At 58.9% G+C, this 16,934-nt stretch carries 16 protein-coding genes; 5 read left to right on the top strand and 11 right to left on the bottom strand.

Going from position 1 to position 16,934, the window contains the following annotated elements:
• The coding region (gene lgt / locus AAC035_RS07675) for a prolipoprotein diacylglyceryl transferase (protein WP_339802094.1) at positions 1 to 452 on the bottom strand (452 nt) is incomplete at its 3' end.
• Positions 452 to 1,264, bottom strand: coding sequence for a sulfite exporter TauE/SafE family protein (locus AAC035_RS07670; RefSeq protein ID WP_339802097.1), 813 nt, complete (start codon positions 1,262 to 1,264; stop codon positions 452 to 454). The genes lgt and AAC035_RS07670, both read right to left, overlap by 1 nt.
• A gap of 106 nt (positions 1,265 to 1,370) precedes the next feature.
• Between AAC035_RS07670 and AAC035_RS07665 the strand changes: the two genes are divergently transcribed.
• From AAC035_RS07665 to dxs, 4 genes are all read left to right on the top strand, one after another.
• Positions 1,371 to 2,201 (top strand): NRDE family protein, encoded by an 831-nt coding sequence (locus tag AAC035_RS07665; RefSeq protein WP_339802093.1) that lies wholly within the window; start codon positions 1,371 to 1,373, stop codon positions 2,199 to 2,201.
• A 69-nt stretch (positions 2,202 to 2,270) separates the two neighbouring features.
• Positions 2,271 to 2,537: an exodeoxyribonuclease VII small subunit gene (locus AAC035_RS07660; RefSeq protein WP_339802091.1), complete on the top strand. Its 267-nt coding sequence runs from the start codon at positions 2,271 to 2,273 to the stop codon at positions 2,535 to 2,537.
• Positions 2,537 to 3,433, top strand: coding sequence for a farnesyl diphosphate synthase (locus AAC035_RS07655; protein WP_339802088.1), 897 nt, complete (start codon positions 2,537 to 2,539; stop codon positions 3,431 to 3,433). The genes AAC035_RS07660 and AAC035_RS07655 overlap by 1 nt, the downstream gene beginning before the upstream one ends.
• Positions 3,434 to 3,509: 76 nt before the next feature.
• Positions 3,510 to 5,441 (top strand): 1-deoxy-D-xylulose-5-phosphate synthase, encoded by a 1,932-nt coding sequence (dxs, locus tag AAC035_RS07650; RefSeq protein ID WP_339802085.1) that lies wholly within the window; start codon positions 3,510 to 3,512, stop codon positions 5,439 to 5,441.
• A gap of 44 nt (positions 5,442 to 5,485) precedes the next feature.
• Here the strand turns inward: dxs and ribA are convergent, their stop codons facing one another.
• The 6 genes from ribA to AAC035_RS07620 form a co-directional block, all read right to left on the bottom strand.
• Complete coding sequence (gene ribA, locus AAC035_RS07645) at positions 5,486 to 6,097, bottom strand: GTP cyclohydrolase II (RefSeq protein WP_339802083.1); 612 nt, start codon at positions 6,095 to 6,097, stop codon at positions 5,486 to 5,488.
• A 135-nt stretch (positions 6,098 to 6,232) separates the two neighbouring features.
• Entirely contained in the window at positions 6,233 to 6,712 is a 480-nt protein-coding gene (gene moaC / locus AAC035_RS07640; protein ID WP_339802080.1) for a cyclic pyranopterin monophosphate synthase MoaC, read from the bottom strand.
• A 110-nt stretch (positions 6,713 to 6,822) separates the two neighbouring features.
• Complete coding sequence (locus AAC035_RS07635) at positions 6,823 to 7,560, bottom strand: NUDIX domain-containing protein (RefSeq protein ID WP_339802078.1); 738 nt, start codon at positions 7,558 to 7,560, stop codon at positions 6,823 to 6,825.
• The gene (gene argJ / locus AAC035_RS07630; protein WP_339802076.1) at positions 7,560 to 8,777 is read right to left on the bottom strand and encodes a bifunctional glutamate N-acetyltransferase/amino-acid acetyltransferase ArgJ; all 1,218 of its coding nucleotides are present in this window, start codon (positions 8,775 to 8,777) and stop codon (positions 7,560 to 7,562) included. Before argJ ends, AAC035_RS07635 begins: the two co-directional genes overlap by 1 nt.
• Before the next feature lie 109 nt (positions 8,778 to 8,886).
• Complete coding sequence (secA, locus tag AAC035_RS07625) at positions 8,887 to 11,637, bottom strand: preprotein translocase subunit SecA (protein WP_339802073.1); 2,751 nt, start codon at positions 11,635 to 11,637, stop codon at positions 8,887 to 8,889.
• A gap of 222 nt (positions 11,638 to 11,859) precedes the next feature.
• Positions 11,860 to 12,795, bottom strand: a complete 936-nt coding sequence (locus AAC035_RS07620) for a M23 family metallopeptidase (protein ID WP_339802070.1) — start codon at positions 12,793 to 12,795, stop codon at positions 11,860 to 11,862.
• A 329-nt stretch (positions 12,796 to 13,124) separates the two neighbouring features.
• On the opposite strand from AAC035_RS07620, the gene AAC035_RS07615 reads away from it, so the two are divergent.
• Positions 13,125 to 13,580, top strand: coding sequence for a DciA family protein (locus AAC035_RS07615; RefSeq protein WP_339802067.1), 456 nt, complete (start codon positions 13,125 to 13,127; stop codon positions 13,578 to 13,580).
• A 10-nt stretch (positions 13,581 to 13,590) separates the two neighbouring features.
• On the opposite strand, the gene lpxC is transcribed toward AAC035_RS07615, so the two are convergent.
• From lpxC to ftsA, 3 genes are all read right to left on the bottom strand, one after another.
• A complete protein-coding gene (gene lpxC / locus AAC035_RS07610; RefSeq protein WP_339802065.1) occupies positions 13,591 to 14,508 on the bottom strand; it encodes a UDP-3-O-acyl-N-acetylglucosamine deacetylase in 918 nt (305 codons plus the stop codon).
• Between the two features lie 196 nt (positions 14,509 to 14,704).
• Complete coding sequence (gene ftsZ, locus AAC035_RS07605) at positions 14,705 to 15,862, bottom strand: cell division protein FtsZ (protein ID WP_339802063.1); 1,158 nt, start codon at positions 15,860 to 15,862, stop codon at positions 14,705 to 14,707.
• 79 nt (positions 15,863 to 15,941) lie between these two features.
• A partial coding sequence (ftsA, locus tag AAC035_RS07600) for a cell division protein FtsA (protein ID WP_339802059.1) occupies positions 15,942 to 16,934 on the bottom strand: 993 nt, incomplete at its 5' end.

The raw sequence follows: 16,934 nt of genomic DNA, 5'->3' as shown, positions 1-16,934 counted from the left end.
TTACCCCAGAGTTCGCCATTAATGAAGTTGCCAATCCGGCCCGCGCCCAGCCCCACAGGCACCAGAGGGGCGACAAAATCCGCGATCCGGAAAAAGCCGCACCCGAGTTTACGCCCATACCATCCCAGCGCCAGCATGACCCCGATCAGGCCGCCATGGAACGACATCCCGCCTTCCCATACCCGCAACAGCCACACCGGATCCGCCAGGAACTGATCGAAATTATAGAACAGCACATACCCGAAGCGGCCACCCAGAATTACCCCCAGCGCCACATAGAACAGCAAATCCGAGACCTGCTCCTCGTTCAGCGGCGTCCAGGGCTTGCGGGCGCGATACCGGCCCAGCCACCAGCCAATGGCAAATCCGGCCAGGTAAGTCAGGCCGTACCAATGAATTTTCAGGGGGCCCAGACTGATGGCCACCGGGTCTATCTGTGGATGCTGCAGCATCAGCTACCTCCAAGGGTTCCTAACAGGAATCTCATGCCCACCGCCAACAGCAGCAAGGCGAACAACCGCTTCAGCAGTCTGGCATTGAGACGATGTGCGAGTACCGCACCGAAACGGGCGAACAGAACACTGGTCAGCACGATACCGATCAGTGCGGGCAAATAAATGAATCCGACGGCATACTCTGGCAGGGCGTGGTGCCCCCAGCCGGTCACCAGATTGGCAACGGCGCCGGCGATGGCAATCGGTAAACCGCAGGCCGCCGAGGTCGCAACGGCCTGCTGCATGCGCACGCTGCACCAGCTCAGGAAAGGTACCGTCAGAGTGCCGCCACCGATACCGAATATCGCCGAGGCCCAACCGATGCCGCCGCCCGCTACCGTCATCACCGCCCTGCCCGGAACCGCCCGCCCTTCTGAGGGGTTGATGTCCAGTAACATCTTCAGACCCACCAGCATGACAAAGATCCCGATGATCAGTTCCAGTGCGGCACCACTGAGCAAAGACGCTGTCCAGGCACCCAGCACGGCACCCAGCACAATGCCGACCACCATGGGCCGGAAAAGATCCCAGCGCACGGCACCACGTTGATGGTGGGAGCGCACGGAGCTGATGGAGGTGAACACAATGGTTGCCAGGGACGTTCCGACCGCAAGATGGGCGGCAATCTCAGTGCTGAAGCCCTGCAGCCCGAAAGTAAAAATCAGTACCGGCACGATGACAAGTCCGCCACCAATGCCAAACAGACCGGCAAGGGTGCCGGCAAAGGCCCCCAAGATCAGATACAACGCAAACAGGGTCATCAATGACATGGCCAACTCATCCGGCACCAAAACAAAGCGTGTATCATACACAAAGGCCCCGGTCAGCCCTACCTTATGCCGGCCACTCACTACCCGAAACCTGCAGGATGTCTGTATGTGCCTGATTCTTTTTGCCCTTGACCAGCACCCGGATTTTCCGCTGGTGATGGCTGCCAACCGCGACGAATTCTATCGCCGGCCAACGGCGGCCATGAAATGGTGGGACAAGCCGGAAGTGCTGGCCGGGCAGGATCTGGAATCAGGCGGCACCTGGCTGTCGGTAACACCATCCGGCATGGTCACCGCCGTTACCAATGTCAGAGAAGGCTCCGGCGAAACCGGCCGCCACAGTCGCGGCGAGCTGCCGTTGATGGCCCAGGACATGCCCCCCGCGGCAATGCACAGTTACCTGGCTGATAACAGCCAGCTCTATGCCGGTTTCAACCTGATCCGCCTGATGCCTGGCGCCGGCTCCAGCTCCGGATGGTACTACAGTAATCGCGATGCGCATCCGGGGCGGCGACTGTTCAGAGGTTGTTACGGACTCAGCAACCACCTTCTGCAAAGCCCCTGGCCAAAGCTGGTGCGATTGCGGGAACAACTCAAACTGACGCTGGCACAGCACGCTGCTGAGCAAACCAACGCGCTCCACAGTCAGTTGCTGAACCTGCTGCAGGATAATACGCCGGCACCGGACCATCTGTTGCCGGACACCGGCATCGACAAGGCGTTTGAGCGGTTTTTGTCGTCACCATTCATTACCAGCGACTATTACGGGACCCGGGCCAGCACCATAGTCACGGTCAGCCGTACCGGCGTTGTCGAGGTAACCGAACAGACCTGGGAGCCGGAAGGCGTGGCGGGCCCCCGAACCCGCTTTTGCTGGCAGGCGACGGAAGCCACAGCGAAATCCGGTAACCTCTTTGCCGCCGGAACCATTCGGTGACCGGACTTGCTCTGGTATACTCGCGGCCAGATATCGACATTGACCGGCGTCGCATGAGGAGTGCCTGTTATGGCCACAACCCCGGAAGCTGCCTCCATCGAGGATTTCGAGAAATCGCTGACTGAACTGGAAAGCCTGGTCCGGGAACTGGAACAGGGTGAGCTCTCCCTCGAGCAATCACTCAGCGCCTTTGAGCGGGGCGTGCGGCTGACCCGGGAGTGCCAGCAGGCACTGCGACAAGCCGAACAAAGAGTGCAGCAACTGATCGAGCGGGAGGACGGCTCGCTGGAAGAGCAACCGTTTATCACCCCGGACAGCCCGGCCGAGCCAGACTGATGACAGCCCTGTTTTCCGCCGAAGAATTTCTGGAATACTGTGCCGCCCTCACCGATGCGGCTCTGGCCCGGCGCCTGCCCGCGGCATCGGCCCTGCCAGAGCGTCTCCACGCCGCCATGCGCTACGGGGTGCTGGGCGGCGGCAAACGGCTTCGGCCCGCCCTTTGCCTCGCCGCCACCAAAGCCCTGGGCGGAGATCCGGCGGTAGCCGTGGTACCGGCATGTGCCGTCGAGCTGATCCACGCCTACTCACTGATCCACGATGATCTGCCGGCAATGGACGACGACGAGCTGCGGCGTGGCCGCCCCACAACCCATATTGCCTACGATGAGGCCACCGCCATTCTGGCCGGAGATGCCCTGCAGGCGATGGCCTTTGAGTGGCTTGCGGAACAGGGTAATCTTTCGGCAGAGGTACGGCTGGCCATGGTTCAGACCCTGGCCCGTGCAAGTGGCAGCCAGGGCATGGTAGGCGGCCAGGCTATTGACCTGGCTGCGGTCGGCCAGCAGGTTACCCTGGCCCAGCTCGAACAGATGCACCGCCAAAAGACCGGGGCACTTATTGAAGCCAGTGTCAGCCTCGGCGCGCTGACCGCAGTGCCTGAGCCAGACCTGCGGCATCAGGCCCTGGCAAGCTACGCAGCGGCCCTGGGACTGGCGTTCCAGGTTCAGGACGACCTGCTGGACATCGAAGGCGACACCAGCATTATGGGCAAAACCCAGGGGTCCGACAGCGCCCGCAGCAAACCCACTTACCCGGTTCTGATGGGCAAGGACGGGGCCCGTCGTTATCTGAATCAGCTGCTTGCTACCTGCCAGCAGCACCTTGCCGGCTTCGGGCCGGAAGCCGATCCGTTACGAGGCATGGCAGAATTTGTGGTGACGCGTCGCTACTGATGTGAAACCGGCTGCCGTCTTCTCCTATAATACATTGTCTCAGCAGTACTAAAGTCACCGAAACAAGACCGGATGCATGCAGGAACCATACACTTTCAAGGAAATCCCGACACAGCGACCCCACACGCCGCTGCTCGACCGGATTGAAACGCCCGATCAGCTGCGTCTGCTGGCCCCCGAGGATCTGCCCGGGCTGGCCAATGAATTGCGGGCGTTCCTGCTGTGGACGGTCGGCCAGACCGGTGGCCATTTTGGCGCCGGCCTCGGTGTACTTGAGCTCACCATCGCCCTTCACTACGCCTTCAATACACCGGACGACCGCCTGGTCTGGGACGTGGGCCATCAGGCCTACCCCCACAAGATACTGACCGGGCGCAGGGAGCAGATGGGAGGTATCCGCCAGAAGGGCGGCCTGGCCGGCTTTCCGAAGCGCGCCGAAAGCCCCTACGATACCTTTGGTGTCGGTCACTCCAGCACGTCCCTGAGCGCAGCCCTGGGCATGGCACTGGCGGCCAGGCTTGAGGGTAGCAAGCGTCGCAGTATCGCAGTGATCGGCGACGGCGCCATGACCGCTGGTATGGCATTCGAGGCACTCAATCACGCCGGCCATCTGCGGGCCGATATGCTGGTGGTACTTAACGACAACGACATGTCCATTTCCAAGAATGTCGGTGGCCTTTCCAATTACTTTGCCCGGCTGCTGTCCAGTCGTACCTACAACCAGATGCGTGACAGCAGCAAGAAAGTATTGCAGGCAGCACCGCCTTTGATGGCGCTGGCACGCAAGACCGAAGAGCACGTCAAGGGGATGATAGCCCCGGGCACATTGTTCGAGGAGCTGGGGTTTAACTATATCGGCCCCATCGACGGCCATGACCTGCCATTGCTGGTGGAAACCCTTGAGAATATCCGTGAACTGGACGGGCCCCAGTTTCTCCATGTGGTAACCCGCAAGGGCAAAGGTTTCGCGCCGGCGGAAGCGGATCCCATTGGCTATCACGCCATCAACAAGATTGATCCGGTCGCTGCCCAAAAGCCGCTGTCGCCAAAGCCCGCAAGCCCCAAGTACGCCAATGTGTTCGGACAGTGGCTGTGTGATGCGGCTGAACAGGATGATCGTGTTGTCGGGATAACTCCCGCCATGTGCGAGGGCTCAGACCTGCTGGCATTCTCACAGCAGTTCCCGGACCGCTACCACGATGTCGCCATCGCTGAACAGCATGCGGTCACCCTGGCCGCTGGCCTCGCCTGCGATGGCGCCAAGCCGGTCGTGGCCATTTATTCCACCTTCCTGCAGCGGGCCTACGACCAGTTGATTCACGACGTGGCCATTCAGAATCTGGATGTGTTGTTCGCCATCGACCGGGCCGGCCTGGTGGGCGAAGACGGGCCGACCCACGCCGGTGCTTTCGATCTGAGCTTCCTGCGCTGCGTGCCCAACATGATTGTGATGACCCCCGCCGATGAGAATGATACCCGGCGTCTGCTGCAGACCGGTCTGGAGTTTTCCGGGCCGGCCGCCGTGCGCTACCCCCGGGGCACTGGCCCCGGAACGGTTATCGAACCGACGCTCGAACCGCTACCGATCGGCAAGGGCCGGATGATCCGCACGGGCGACCGGGTGGCGATCCTGAACTTTGGCACCAGGCTGGCGGCGGCGACCGAGGCAGCCGAAGCCATTGACGCCACAGTGGCGGACATGCGTTTTGTGAAGCCGCTGGATGAGGCACTGATCCGGGAGCTGGCCGAAACCCATGAGCTGCTGGTGACGGTAGAGGAGAACACCATTGCCGGTGGCGCCGGCAGTGCCGTTACCGAGTTCCTTAACCGGGAATGCTTGCTGAAGCCTGTATTACAGCTGGGCCTGCCGGATCGCTATGTGGAGCATGGCAAGCATGACGAGCTGCTGGCTGAGTGCGGGCTGGATTCTGAGGGTATTGAGGCGGCTATTCGGAAGCGGCTGACAGTGATGGGCATTCATCAGCCGGTCCTGAAGGCAGCGCGCTAGCAGCGGGCTGCCTTCAGCAAAAAGAAAGACCAGGCTAACGCCTGTCAGGCCGGGTCGTCATCCTGGTGGGTTTCCAGCCAGTGGCCGAGCTTGCTCTGCTTGGTATTCAGGTAGTGCTCGTTGTGGGGGTTACGGCCCACGTGCAGCGGCACCCGCTCCGCAATATTGATGCCCAGTGAGGTCAGAGCCTCCACCTTCCGCGGGTTATTGGTCATCAGCTTCAGGGTGGTCACACCGAGATGCTCCAGCATGTCACGACACATGGTGTAGTCCCGCAGATCGGCGGCGAATCCGAGGCGTTCGTTGGCTTCCACGGTATCCGCGCCTTCATCCTGAAGCTTGTAGGCGCGAATCTTGTTGAGAAGACCGATACCACGCCCTTCCTGACGCAGATACATCAGCATGCCGCGCCCCTCTTTGGCGATGCAGCGCAAGGCTTCTTCAAGCTGATATCCGCAATCACAGCGCATGCTGTACAGGGCATCACCGGTGAGGCACTCGGAATGGGTACGGGCCAGCAGTGGCTCCGGCGTATCCAGATTTCCCAGGGTCAGGGCAACATGCTCCTTGCCGGTGTCAGGCTCCTCGAAGCCGTGCATGTCAAATACGCCAAAAGGCGTCGGCAAACGGCAGGTCTGGACGTAGCGAACAGCCACAATGTTTCCTCGTCAAACGATGTCAATGAGCCGGCCATAATAGCAGATGGCGGCCGGCCGGCGAAGTGGGGCAGGGTTACAAGTTAACCGCGCAATACATCTACGAGCGGAATTCCCGGGCGGATGAACGACCCGCTACCGGGCCTGCCAGTGACCACTGCGCCCACCCTTCTTCTCCAGCAGGCGCACTCCGGTTATTTCCATGCCGCGATCAACAGCCTTGCACATATCGTAAAGTGTCAGGGCAGCAACGCTCACCGCCGTCAGCGCCTCCATTTCCACACCGGTCTGACCGGAGAGCTTGCAACGGGCTTCAACCCGCACCGCCGGAGGCGAAGTTTCCGGTGTCAGCATCAGTTTTACCGATGTCAGGCTGATGGCGTGACACAGCGGAATCAGATCGTGGGTCTTTTTTGCAGCCATGATGCCGGCGACTCTGGCCACAGCGAGCACATCTCCCTTGGGATGCTCGCCGTCAACGATCATATCCAGGGTCTCCTGCGCCATCAGAATGCGCCCCTCCGCGACCGCTTCCCGCTCGGTTATACCTTTGGCCGTAACGTCCACCATGCGTGCGGCGCCCTGCTCATCAAGATGCGTCAATTTTTCCGACATATTAGGCATACCTTTGTTTCGATCATGAGCGCTGGACGGGCTCCCGCCACCAGCTGGAAATTCCGGCAACACCCTGGCCACCGGCCTCCTGCGCCTGAGCCAGATGAGCATCACCAAGACCGCCCAGAGCATAAACGGGGAAGACCGCAGAATCGACCAGTACCCGGAACTGATGCCAGCCCAGACCCGGCGAGATCCCGGGCACCCCCCTGACTGAGATGAACACCCGCTACCGGGTACTCTGCCAGCAGCTCTGGCCGGTCATGAATCAGTAACCGGGATTCAGCGTTATCAACCAGGGTCACAGCCGCATCCACAAAACGACGGTAATCTACCGTGGACAACCAGGGAGCCCTCAGCAGAACCAGTTCCGGCTGCCGCTGCAACGACGCCTGCAGCTGGGCCACGCCATAGGCCAGCGACTCAAAGGCCCCGGTGATGGACAGTCTTGCGGGCAGCCTGAGCGCCCGGATGATGGGCCGGTTGGCCTCCGGGAAGTCCTGATCCCTGAGCTCGTCGGGACGCAGCCAGAACAACGGCTGCCCTTCCATCCCACGGGCCTCGCCGGAACTCGCGCCGACCCGCCAGACATCCAGGAACACCTGTTTGTCGCCATAATTGTGGCGGATACCGATCAACGGTGAAAGCGCTGCCGGCGCTATCGTTAGTCCGGTTTCCTCCGCAAGCTCCCGTACCAGCGCCTGCTGCACCGATTCGCCTGGCTCAACCTTGCCGCCGGGGAACTCAAGCAGGTCGCCCTGATGAGCCTGGGGCGGCCGGCGGGCTATGAGGATTCTGCCCTGCCGCTCAACCACAGCGACAGCCACATGAACAAAGCCATCTGTCATCAGGTGCGGTATTCGGCGTTGATGGTGACGTAGTCATGGGAGAAATCACAGGTCCAGACGGTCTCTTTAACGTCGCCACGCCTGAGGTCGATGTGAATCGTGATTTCTTCCTGACTCATGACCTGCTGGCCCCGCGCCTCGGTGTAATCCTCGGCACGGCCGCCGTTACGGACCAGGCAGACATCGCCAAGATAGATCTCCAGCGCTGACAGGTTCAGGTCCGGCACGCCGGCACGCCCTACGGCGGCCAGGATACGGCCCCAGTTGGGGTCTGAGGCAAACAGGGCGGTCTTCACCAGGGGCGAGTGAGCAACGGTATAGGCCACGTCAAGGGCCTCCTGCTGAGCAGCGGCTCCGGTCACTTCGATGGTCACGAACTTGGTTGCACCCTCGCCGTCCCGGACGATGGCATGCGCCAGTTCCAGATACACCTCTGCCAGGGCCGCCCGCAAGGCCGGCAGATGGGTACTTCCGACTCCGATTTCAGGGGCACCTGAGGCGCCCGTGGCTATCAGCATGCAGGCATCGTTGGTGGAGGTGTCGCCATCGATGGTAATACGATTGAACGACATGTCGCCCAGTTCGGAAGCCAGTTGCTGCAGTACCTCGGGTGCAACCGCAACATCCGTGGCGATAAACCCGAGCATGGTCGCCATGTTTGGCCGGATCATGCCCGCGCCCTTGCTGATTCCCGAGATAGCGACCCGCTGACCGTCTATCATCAGTTCACGGGAGGCACCCTTGGGCCTGGTATCGGTTGTCATGATACCGCTGGCTGCAGCGGCCCAGCCGTTGCTGTCCATGGCGGCCAGCGCGTCCGGCAGTGCCTTGACGATTTTCGCCACCGGCAGCGGCTCACCGATCACACCCGTTGAAAAAGGCAACACGGCGGACAGCGGCACACCGGCTTCATCGGCAAGGCGCTGGCAACACTCAGCGGCATCCGCCATGCCACGTTCGCCGGTACCGGCGTTGGCATTTCCGGTGTTGATCAGCAGAAAACGGGGCTGACCCTCAGCAAGGTGACGACGCGCCAGGTGCACAGGCGCTGCACAGAACTGATTGCGGGTAAAAATACCCGCCACCCGACTGCCTTCGGCCAGCTCCAACACCACCAGGTCTTTACGGCCCGGCTTCTTGATACCGGCACTGGCAATGCCGATGCGCAATCCGGCGATTGCAGCAAACTGAGGTAACGTTCCGGGACCTACGGCCATAACTCACTCCTTTACCGTCACGATCAGCACTGGTGAGGGACGGTCATTATAAAAAAACCCGCAACCTGATCAGGCTGCGGGCAGGGATTCCGGTGGCGGCCGTCCGGCGTCAGCCGACCTTACCGCAACACTGCTTGTACTTTTTGCCTGACCCGCAGGGACAGGGCTCGTTGCGGCCAACCTTGCGTTCCTGACGCACAAAGGTCTCAGGGAGCGCCGCCCCCTGGGCGCCCTGGCCCGACTGCTCGCCCTGTCCACCGCTGTCACCCTGGGTGGCGTTGGTCTGCTCATGACGCATGCGGGCGGTGGCCAGTTCACGCTCAAGGGCGGCCTTGCGCTGTTGCTCCAGCGCTTCCATCTCTTCCCGGGTCTGGACCTTGACGTGGCAAAGTACCCGGTTCACATCCCGCTTCATGTTCTCGAGCATGGTCTCAAACAGGTTAAACGCCTCACGCTTGTATTCCTGTTTGGGGTTTTTCTGGGCATAGCTGCGCAGATGTATACCGCGACGCAGATGGTCCATGTTCGACAGGTGCTCTTTCCACAGGGTATCCAGCACCTGCAGGAACACCTGCTTTTCGAAATTGCGCATGGTTTCCGGGCCGGCGATCTCTTCTTTCGCCTTATAGGAAGCGACCACTTCCGCCAGGATTTTCTCCCGCAGCTTCTCTTCATAGAGCTTGCTGTCCTGGTCCAGCCACTGCTGCACCGGCAGATCAACGCCCAGCTCTGACTGAAGCTGGGCCTCCAGGCCAGCGACATCCCATTGCTCGGGCATGCTCTGGGGCGGAATAAACTCACTGACGACCTCTTCGACCACATCCGCACGGATGCTGTCGATCATCTCTGACACATCCCCAGAGGCCATCACCTCATTGCGCTGCTCGTAAACCACCGTGCGCTGATCGTTGGCTACGTCGTCGTACTCGAGCAGGGTTTTCCGCATATCAAAGTTGCGGCCTTCCACCTTGCGCTGGGATTTTTCGATGGCATTGGTGACCATGCGATGCTCAATGGCCTCACCATTCTTCATGCCCATGGCCTGCATGATATTTTTCACGCGGTCAGGGGCGAAGATGCGCATCAGATTGTCTTCGAGTGACAGGAAGAAACGGGACGAGCCCGGATCCCCCTGACGTCCGGCACGACCCCGTAGCTGGTTATCGATACGACGGGATTCATGGCGCTCAGTACCAATAATATGCAGACCACCCGAGTCCAGTACCTGCTGGTGGCGCAGATTCCACTCTTCCTTGATCTTGTTGATCTGGGCCTCATCCGGATTTTCCAGGCCGGCAACCTCATACTCCCAGTTACCGCCCAGAACGATATCGGTGCCGCGACCCGCCATGTTGGTGGCGATGGTGACCGCTCCCGGCCGGCCGGCCTGTGCGATGACCTGGGCCTCGCTCTCGTGGTGTTTGGCGTTCAGAATCTTGTGTTCGATGCCAGCCTTGTTCAGCAGCATCGACAACACTTCGGACGCTTCAACCGACGCCGTGCCCACCAGAATCGGACGGCCGACAGCGGTTATGTCCTTGATTTCATCAATGATGGCGTGGAACTTCTCTTCCTGGGTCAGGTAGATCAGATCGTTGTAATCAATTCGTGCGATGTTCCGGTTTGGTGGAATGACAACCACATCAAGGCCATAGATCTGGCGGAACTCGAAGGCCTCGGTGTCTGCGGTACCGGTCATGCCCGCAAGCTTGTCGTACATCCGGAAGAAATTCTGGAAGGTAGTGGATGCCAGAGTCTGACTCTCGGCCTTGATATCCACACCTTCCTTGGCTTCGATGGCCTGGTGCAGGCCTTCGCTCCAGCGACGCCCGGGCATGGTGCGGCCGGTATGCTCGTCAACGATAACCACCTGACCATCCTGCACCAGGTAGTCTACGTCCTTCTGGAACAGGTGATGGGCACGCAGCCCTGAATGAACATGGTGCAGAAGGCTCAGGTTGGTGGCTGAATACAGATTCTCGCCTTCCTTGAGCAAACCGCGACCCAGCAACAGCTCTTCCACTCTTTCGTGGCCGGCTTCTGTAAGCTCAACCTGCTTGGTTTTTTCATCAATCGTGAAATCGCCCGTGGGTTCAGCGTCCTCGACCACTTCACCCATTTTCAGGGAGGGTATCAGAGCGTTGATTTCACGATAGAGTTTTGAACTGTCTTCGGCAGCGCCGGAAATGATCAGCGGCGTGCGGGCCTCATCGATAAGAATCGAATCCACCTCATCCACAATCGCGTAGTTGAGGCCACGCTGTACCTTGTCATCAATGCTGAAGGCCATGTTATCGCGCAGATAATCAAAGCCGAATTCGTTATTGGTACCGTAAGTGATGTCCGCCTGATAGGCCGCCCGCTTTTCTTCATTGGACTGGCCGGCAACCACAACGCCAACGCTCATGCCCAGCCAACGGTAGAGCTTACCCATCCACTCCGAGTCACGTCGGGCCAGATAATCGTTCACCGTTACCACATGAACGCCACGTCCGGCCAGGGCGTTGAGGTAGACCGCCGCCGTGGCCACCAGGGTTTTGCCCTCGCCGGTTTTCATTTCGGCAATATGCCCCTCGTGCAGGGTCATGGCACCGATCAGCTGCACATCAAAGTGCCTCATGCCCATCACTCGCCGACTGGCCTCTCTGACCGTGGCAAAGGCTTCGGGAAGAAGCTGGTCTAGCGATTCGCCCTTTTCGATGCGGGTACGGAACTCAAGTGTCCGGGCCTGAAGCTGATCATCCGGCAATCCCGTCAGAGCCTCCTCGAGTTCATTGATGCGCTCGACAGCCTTGCGCATGCGTTTGACCTCACGGGCGTTTTTACTGCCGAACATCTTGGTTGCAAGCTTCGTGAACATAGAACACTGCTTCTTTGATTAAACGGAAGAAGCCGGCATTCTAACCCTATTTTGCAGGAGGACAAAAGCAGGGGCAGCCGGCGATTCAAAACCAGGGAGACCGAAAGGGGCAAAAGATCACATTAGCGGGTTATTATTCCGCTCCGAGGCACGAGACTAGTCCATGTCCTGCGTACCGGAGCAACCGCGCAAACAGCGCGGATCTGAAAAAACGGGAACGGCTTAACGGGACGCGCGGCTGATGTACTTTACCGGATCCTCACCACGGCCGTTACGCAGCACCTCGAAATGCACATGAGGGCCGGTTGAACGGCCGGTACTGCCCATTACCGCAATCTGTTCGCCGCGCTGGACAACATCACCGGTACTGACCAGGTTTTCCTTGCCGTGCGCATAGCGGGTAACCAGGCCATCGCCATGATCAATCTCGATGAAATTACCGTAACCACTACGATCACCGGAGAAGGTGACGACACCGGCCGCAACCGCTATCACCTCGCCACCTTCCTTACCGGCGAGATCCACACCATTATGCCAGGTACGACGACCGTTGAAGGGATCGGTACGATACCCGTATTTGGACGACAGCCAGCCCCAGGTAATCGGACGACCGGCAACAAAACTCTGGTTCTCGAGCTTTTCTGACGACATCAGGGTATCGAGCAAGCGCAGTTGCTGCTCGCGGTCGCGAATACGCTGATCCAGTTGCGCAATCATGGCGTTGAGCTCCGGCGCAGCAAACGACTCACCGGGGCGGTCATCTTCCGGACCACCCATGGCGACCGGCTGATCAAAATCGAATTCCTCAGCCGCCACCTTGCCCGCTTCCACAAACCTTTGCCCCAGCGCGTCGAGCCGGAGCAAGCGACCCTGCATATCGCCCAGACGCAAGGTCATGGCATCTATCTGTTCCCGGGCATTGCGCTCAATGACTTCCAGTTCATTCAGCTGTGCATCGAGGGCACCCTGCCATTCAGCAAGAATAAAACCTGGCACCACCGGTTGCTGTGCCGCCTGCGCCGCAGCATACCGATACCCGGCCCAGACACAGGAAACCAGAACCAGGATAGTCAATAGCGCCACCACCAGCATGGCAGTGGGATTCAAAGCAAAAGCACGGGAGCGGCCGTGATTCTTGCTCACAAGGATGATATTCATAATGACTCTTTGTCGTTGATTCGTGCTTTTGAACATCCCTGCTGCACTAGCTGACATCACTCAATGTCACACCCGGAACCGCGCCTGGCGGGGGTACCGGGAGAGTAACGCCACGACAGGAGAAGCAACTACCTCTCCTGGCTTCGCTCCGGAAACCTGCCTTGCGCTTCCTGGAACAACAATCGACACCTGCCTACAAATTCGGGACAGTGCTACACTTACGACCTGTGCCGGTGACCGGATTTTTTGAGTTTATTACGTTATGCCCGGTCAAACTGTGCAGAAGTGTAACCAAAGGTAAACATCTTCGTCGAGTTACAATGTCATACATGAAACTGAAACCGTCACTTGAGCTTACCCCGGCAGCCCTTGCCCAGTCGAACCAGTTGCGGGATCTGCTGGCGAAGGCCCGCCTGCACCAGCAAGCGGAAAAATACGTGCTGGATGCCGCACCGGATAACCTCAAGTCTGGTTTACGCTTTGTCAGTTATCAGGAAGGTGAACTGGTACTCACCACCGGCACCGCCATTCAGGCCAGCCAGTTGCGCTTCCGCCAGCAGGAATTGATGGCCAGGCTGCGGGAACACGAGATGTTTCAGTACGTCTGGAAGGTCCGGATCAAGGTTTCGCCTGCCCGGCATTCAACACGCAAGCCTGCCGCACCGATGGTGCTCAGCAAAGAAAATGCCCGGCTCCTCAAGGAGGAAGCCGGGCACACGAAGGATCAAGCACTACGCGAGGTTCTCGAAAAACTCGCCAGCCACGCCAGTGGCCGATCGGACTAGGCGTCCCGCCTCAGGCCGGTATTGCCAGAACTGGCTTCATGTAAGAGATGGGCGCTGTGGTTTCATCGTCAAACGTCACCACTTCCCACGCATCTACTTCAGCCCGCAGTTTACGCAGCAGTTTGTTGTTCAGGTCGTGACCTGACTTTTCACCGCGGAATTCGCCTATCAGACTGTTGCCAAGCAGGTACAGATCACCAATGGCGTCCAGAACCTTGTGCTTGACGAATTCATCTTCGTACCGAAGACCGTCTTCGTTAAGAATCTTGTAGTCATCTACCACGATCGCGTTATCGACACTGCCACCGAGGGCGAGATTCATCGCCCGCAGCTTCTCGATGTCACGCATGAAACCAAACGTGCGTGCGCGACTGACTTCCTTCACGAACGAGGTGCTGGAAAAATCCACGGTGGCGGTCTGGGCACGTCCTTTGAACACAGGGTGATCAAAGTCGATGCCAAAGCTGACCTTGAAGCCCTCGAAAGGCAGGAAAGTCGCTTTCTTGTCGCCGTCTTCCACGGTTACTTCCCGCTTGATACGAATAAAGCGTTTGGCCGATTCCTGTTCCGCGATCCCTGCCGACTGCAGCAGAAACACGAAGGGGCCGGCACTGCCGTCCATGATAGGCACCTCAGAGGCACTGAGCTCGACGAAACAATTGTCGATACCCAGTCCCGCCATGGCGGAAAGAAGATGCTCTACTGTTGCAACGCGGACGCCATCCTTGACCAGAGTTGTCGACAGCATGGTTTCGCCCACGTTTTCCGCGCATGCCTTGATTTCAACCATCGGTTCAAGGTCGGTGCGTCGGAAAACGATTCCCGTTTCCACAGGTGCCGGTCTCAGCGTCAGGTATACCTTTTCCCCGGAGTGAAGACCAACGCCGGTGGCACGAATGGTATTTTTAAGCGTCCGTTGTCTGATCATTGGTTCATATATCCGTCACAAAATAACGATATCATTCAGCAAAAATGCGCCCAAACAATATCAAAAAACGAGACTGAATACCATTTAACCAACGGTTTCATGACTGTATCGTCATGCGTCTCGCCATCGTTGTGCGTCAGGTCACAGGGCGGACCCCGCAGGCCCGCACCCTGTCAACTGCATTTGCAACAGATTATCAGTCAGCCTGGCGTCGAAGGAATGCGGGAATATCGAGATAGTCCACATCCTGATCTTCCGAATCGCGGCTCTGGTCCACCGCCACATTGCCATGAGATACGGCACGGCGACGCAGGACAGCAGGACGATCCAGCTGATGATAATCGGTGGTTCCATCCAGGGTGCGGGTGTTGTCCACCACCTTGGTCGGCTTTTCGCGGCCACCGCCCAGACCCGTCGCTACGACCGTCACTTTCAGTTCGTCGGTCATGTCCGGATCAATGACGGTACCCACTACTACCGTGGCAGTATCCGAGGCAAATTCGCGGATAATGTCGCCAACCTCGGCAAATTCGCCCAGGTTCAGGTCCATACCGGCGGTGATATTGACCAGAATACCCTTGGCACCCTGCAGGTTGATGTCTTCCAGCAGCGGACTGCGTACGGCTGCTTCAGCTGCTTCGCGGGCACGGTTCTCACCGGTGGCCCGGGCAGTACCCATCATGGCGTTGCCCATTTCTGACATCACGGTTTTTACGTCAGCGAAGTCGACGTTGATCATACCGTTGCGGGTAATCAGATCAGCAATCCCCTGAACCGCTCCGAGCAGCACATCATTGGCTGACGCAAAAGCGTCCAGCAGGCTGGTTTTCTTGCCCATAACCGCCAACAGCTTTTCGTTCGGGATGGTGATCAGCGAATCAACGCTTTCTTCCAGATCCTTGAGTCCGGATTCCGCCACACTCATCCGCTTTCCACCCTCAAAGGTGAAAGGCTTGGTCACCACGGCCACGGTCAGAATACCCATCTCGCGGGCCACTTCGGCCACGATGGGTGCCGCACCAGTGCCGGTGCCACCACCCATACCCGCGGTGATGAAGACCATATCAGCGCCCTTGATCGCATCGGCAATGCGGTCACGGTCTTCCATGGCGGCCTGACGACCGACTTCCGGGTTGGCTCCTGCACCAAGCCCTTTGGTGATGTTACCGCCAAGCTGGATCACCTGCTTGGCGTCCAGGTCCCGCAGGGCCTGGGCATCGGTGTTGGCGCAGAAGAACTCGACGCCTTCGATGTCGCTGTTGAGCATGTGACGTACGGCATTACCGCCACCACCACCAACACCGACGACTTTGATCACAGCGCTCTGCTGGATATTGTCCACTAGTTCAAACATTCCCCTTCTCCTTCGTGCTGTAGTCAGCCTGTTCCCGGCCGATTGTTATTTCGAGAAACCTTCGTTTTGGGATGCGCGGTCAGAAATGACCAGTAAACCAGCTCTTCATGCGCTCGATGAGGGAAGGCGCATCCTCTCCCCTCAGCACCGGCCCCTGACCCAGATCCATCTGGCGAAAGCCATAAATCAATAACCCGACGCCGGTGGCGTAGATCGGGTTATTGACCACTTCAGTCATACCGGAGACCGCATGCGGACAGGCGAGTCTTACCGGCATATGGAAGATTTCCTCCGCCAGTTCCACCACACCTTCCATGGTGGAGGAACCGCCGGTGATCACGATGCCAGCAGGGATCAGGTCTTCAAATCCGCTGCGACGTAATTCGGATTGCACCAGGGTAAACAGCTCTTCATAACGGGGCTCAACCACCTCTGCCAGCGCCTGTCTCGACAGATTTCGTGGTGCCCGGTCACCCACACTGGGAACTTTGATGGTTTCATCTGCACCGGCCAGCTGGGTCAGGGCGCAGGCATACTTGATCTTGATTTCTTCGGCATTCTGGGTCGGTGTCCGCAGCGCCATGGCAATGTCATTGGTGACCTGGTCACCGGCGATGGGTATGACCGAGGTATGACGTATGGCGCCACCGGTAAAGACGGCGATGTCGGTGGTGCCTCCGCCGATGTCGACCACGCAGACGCCCAGCTCTTTTTCATCTTCGGTCAGCACCGCGTAACTGGACGCCAGCTGCTCCAGAATGATGTCGTCCACTTCCAGGCCACAACGCCGTATACACTTTTCAATGTTCTGGGCCGCGTTCACCGCACAGGTCACCAGGTGCACCTTGGCCTCCAGCCGTACTCCCGACATACCCATGGGCTCCTTGATGCCCTCCTGGTTATCAATCACAAACTCCTGGGGCAGGATGTGCAGAATTTTCTGGTCTGCCGGTATTGCAACGGCCTGGGCCGCGTCAATCACCCTGTCAATATCCGCCTGGGTCACTTCCCGGTCACGGATCGCGACGATGCCATGTGAGTTGAGGCTCTTGATGTGACTGCCCGCTATTCC

The organism is uncultured Marinobacter sp. (assembly GCF_963974375.1).
Classification (GTDB): Bacteria; Pseudomonadota; Gammaproteobacteria; order Pseudomonadales; family Oleiphilaceae; genus Marinobacter.
Note: the sequence above shows the minus strand (reverse complement) of the source record. Positions and strands in the feature narration are given on the sequence as shown.

Bases quoted from the DNA above. Each gene is read 5' to 3' on its own strand.
- secA (WP_339802073.1), bottom strand. From the start codon at position 11,637: ATGTTCACGAAGCTTGCAACCAAGATGTTCGGCAGTAAAAACGCCCGT.
- AAC035_RS07615 (WP_339802067.1), top strand. From the start codon at position 13,125: ATGAAACTGAAACCGTCACTTGAGCTTACCCCGGCAGCCCTTGCCCAG.
- ftsZ (WP_339802063.1), bottom strand. From the start codon at position 15,862: ATGTTTGAACTAGTGGACAATATCCAGCAGAGCGCTGTGATCAAAGTC.
- AAC035_RS07670 (WP_339802097.1), bottom strand. From the start codon at position 1,264: ATGTCATTGATGACCCTGTTTGCGTTGTATCTGATCTTGGGGGCCTTT.
- AAC035_RS07655 (WP_339802088.1), top strand. From the start codon at position 2,537: ATGACAGCCCTGTTTTCCGCCGAAGAATTTCTGGAATACTGTGCCGCC.
- argJ (WP_339802076.1), bottom strand. From the start codon at position 8,777: ATGGCCGTAGGTCCCGGAACGTTACCTCAGTTTGCTGCAATCGCCGGA.
- moaC (WP_339802080.1), bottom strand. From the start codon at position 6,712: ATGTCGGAAAAATTGACGCATCTTGATGAGCAGGGCGCCGCACGCATG.
- lpxC (WP_339802065.1), bottom strand. From the start codon at position 14,508: ATGATCAGACAACGGACGCTTAAAAATACCATTCGTGCCACCGGCGTT.
- dxs (WP_339802085.1), top strand. From the start codon at position 3,510: ATGCAGGAACCATACACTTTCAAGGAAATCCCGACACAGCGACCCCAC.
- AAC035_RS07660 (WP_339802091.1), top strand. From the start codon at position 2,271: ATGGCCACAACCCCGGAAGCTGCCTCCATCGAGGATTTCGAGAAATCG.
- AAC035_RS07620 (WP_339802070.1), bottom strand. From the start codon at position 12,795: ATGAATATCATCCTTGTGAGCAAGAATCACGGCCGCTCCCGTGCTTTT.
- AAC035_RS07635 (WP_339802078.1), bottom strand. From the start codon at position 7,560: ATGACAGATGGCTTTGTTCATGTGGCTGTCGCTGTGGTTGAGCGGCAG.
- AAC035_RS07665 (WP_339802093.1), top strand. From the start codon at position 1,371: ATGTGCCTGATTCTTTTTGCCCTTGACCAGCACCCGGATTTTCCGCTG.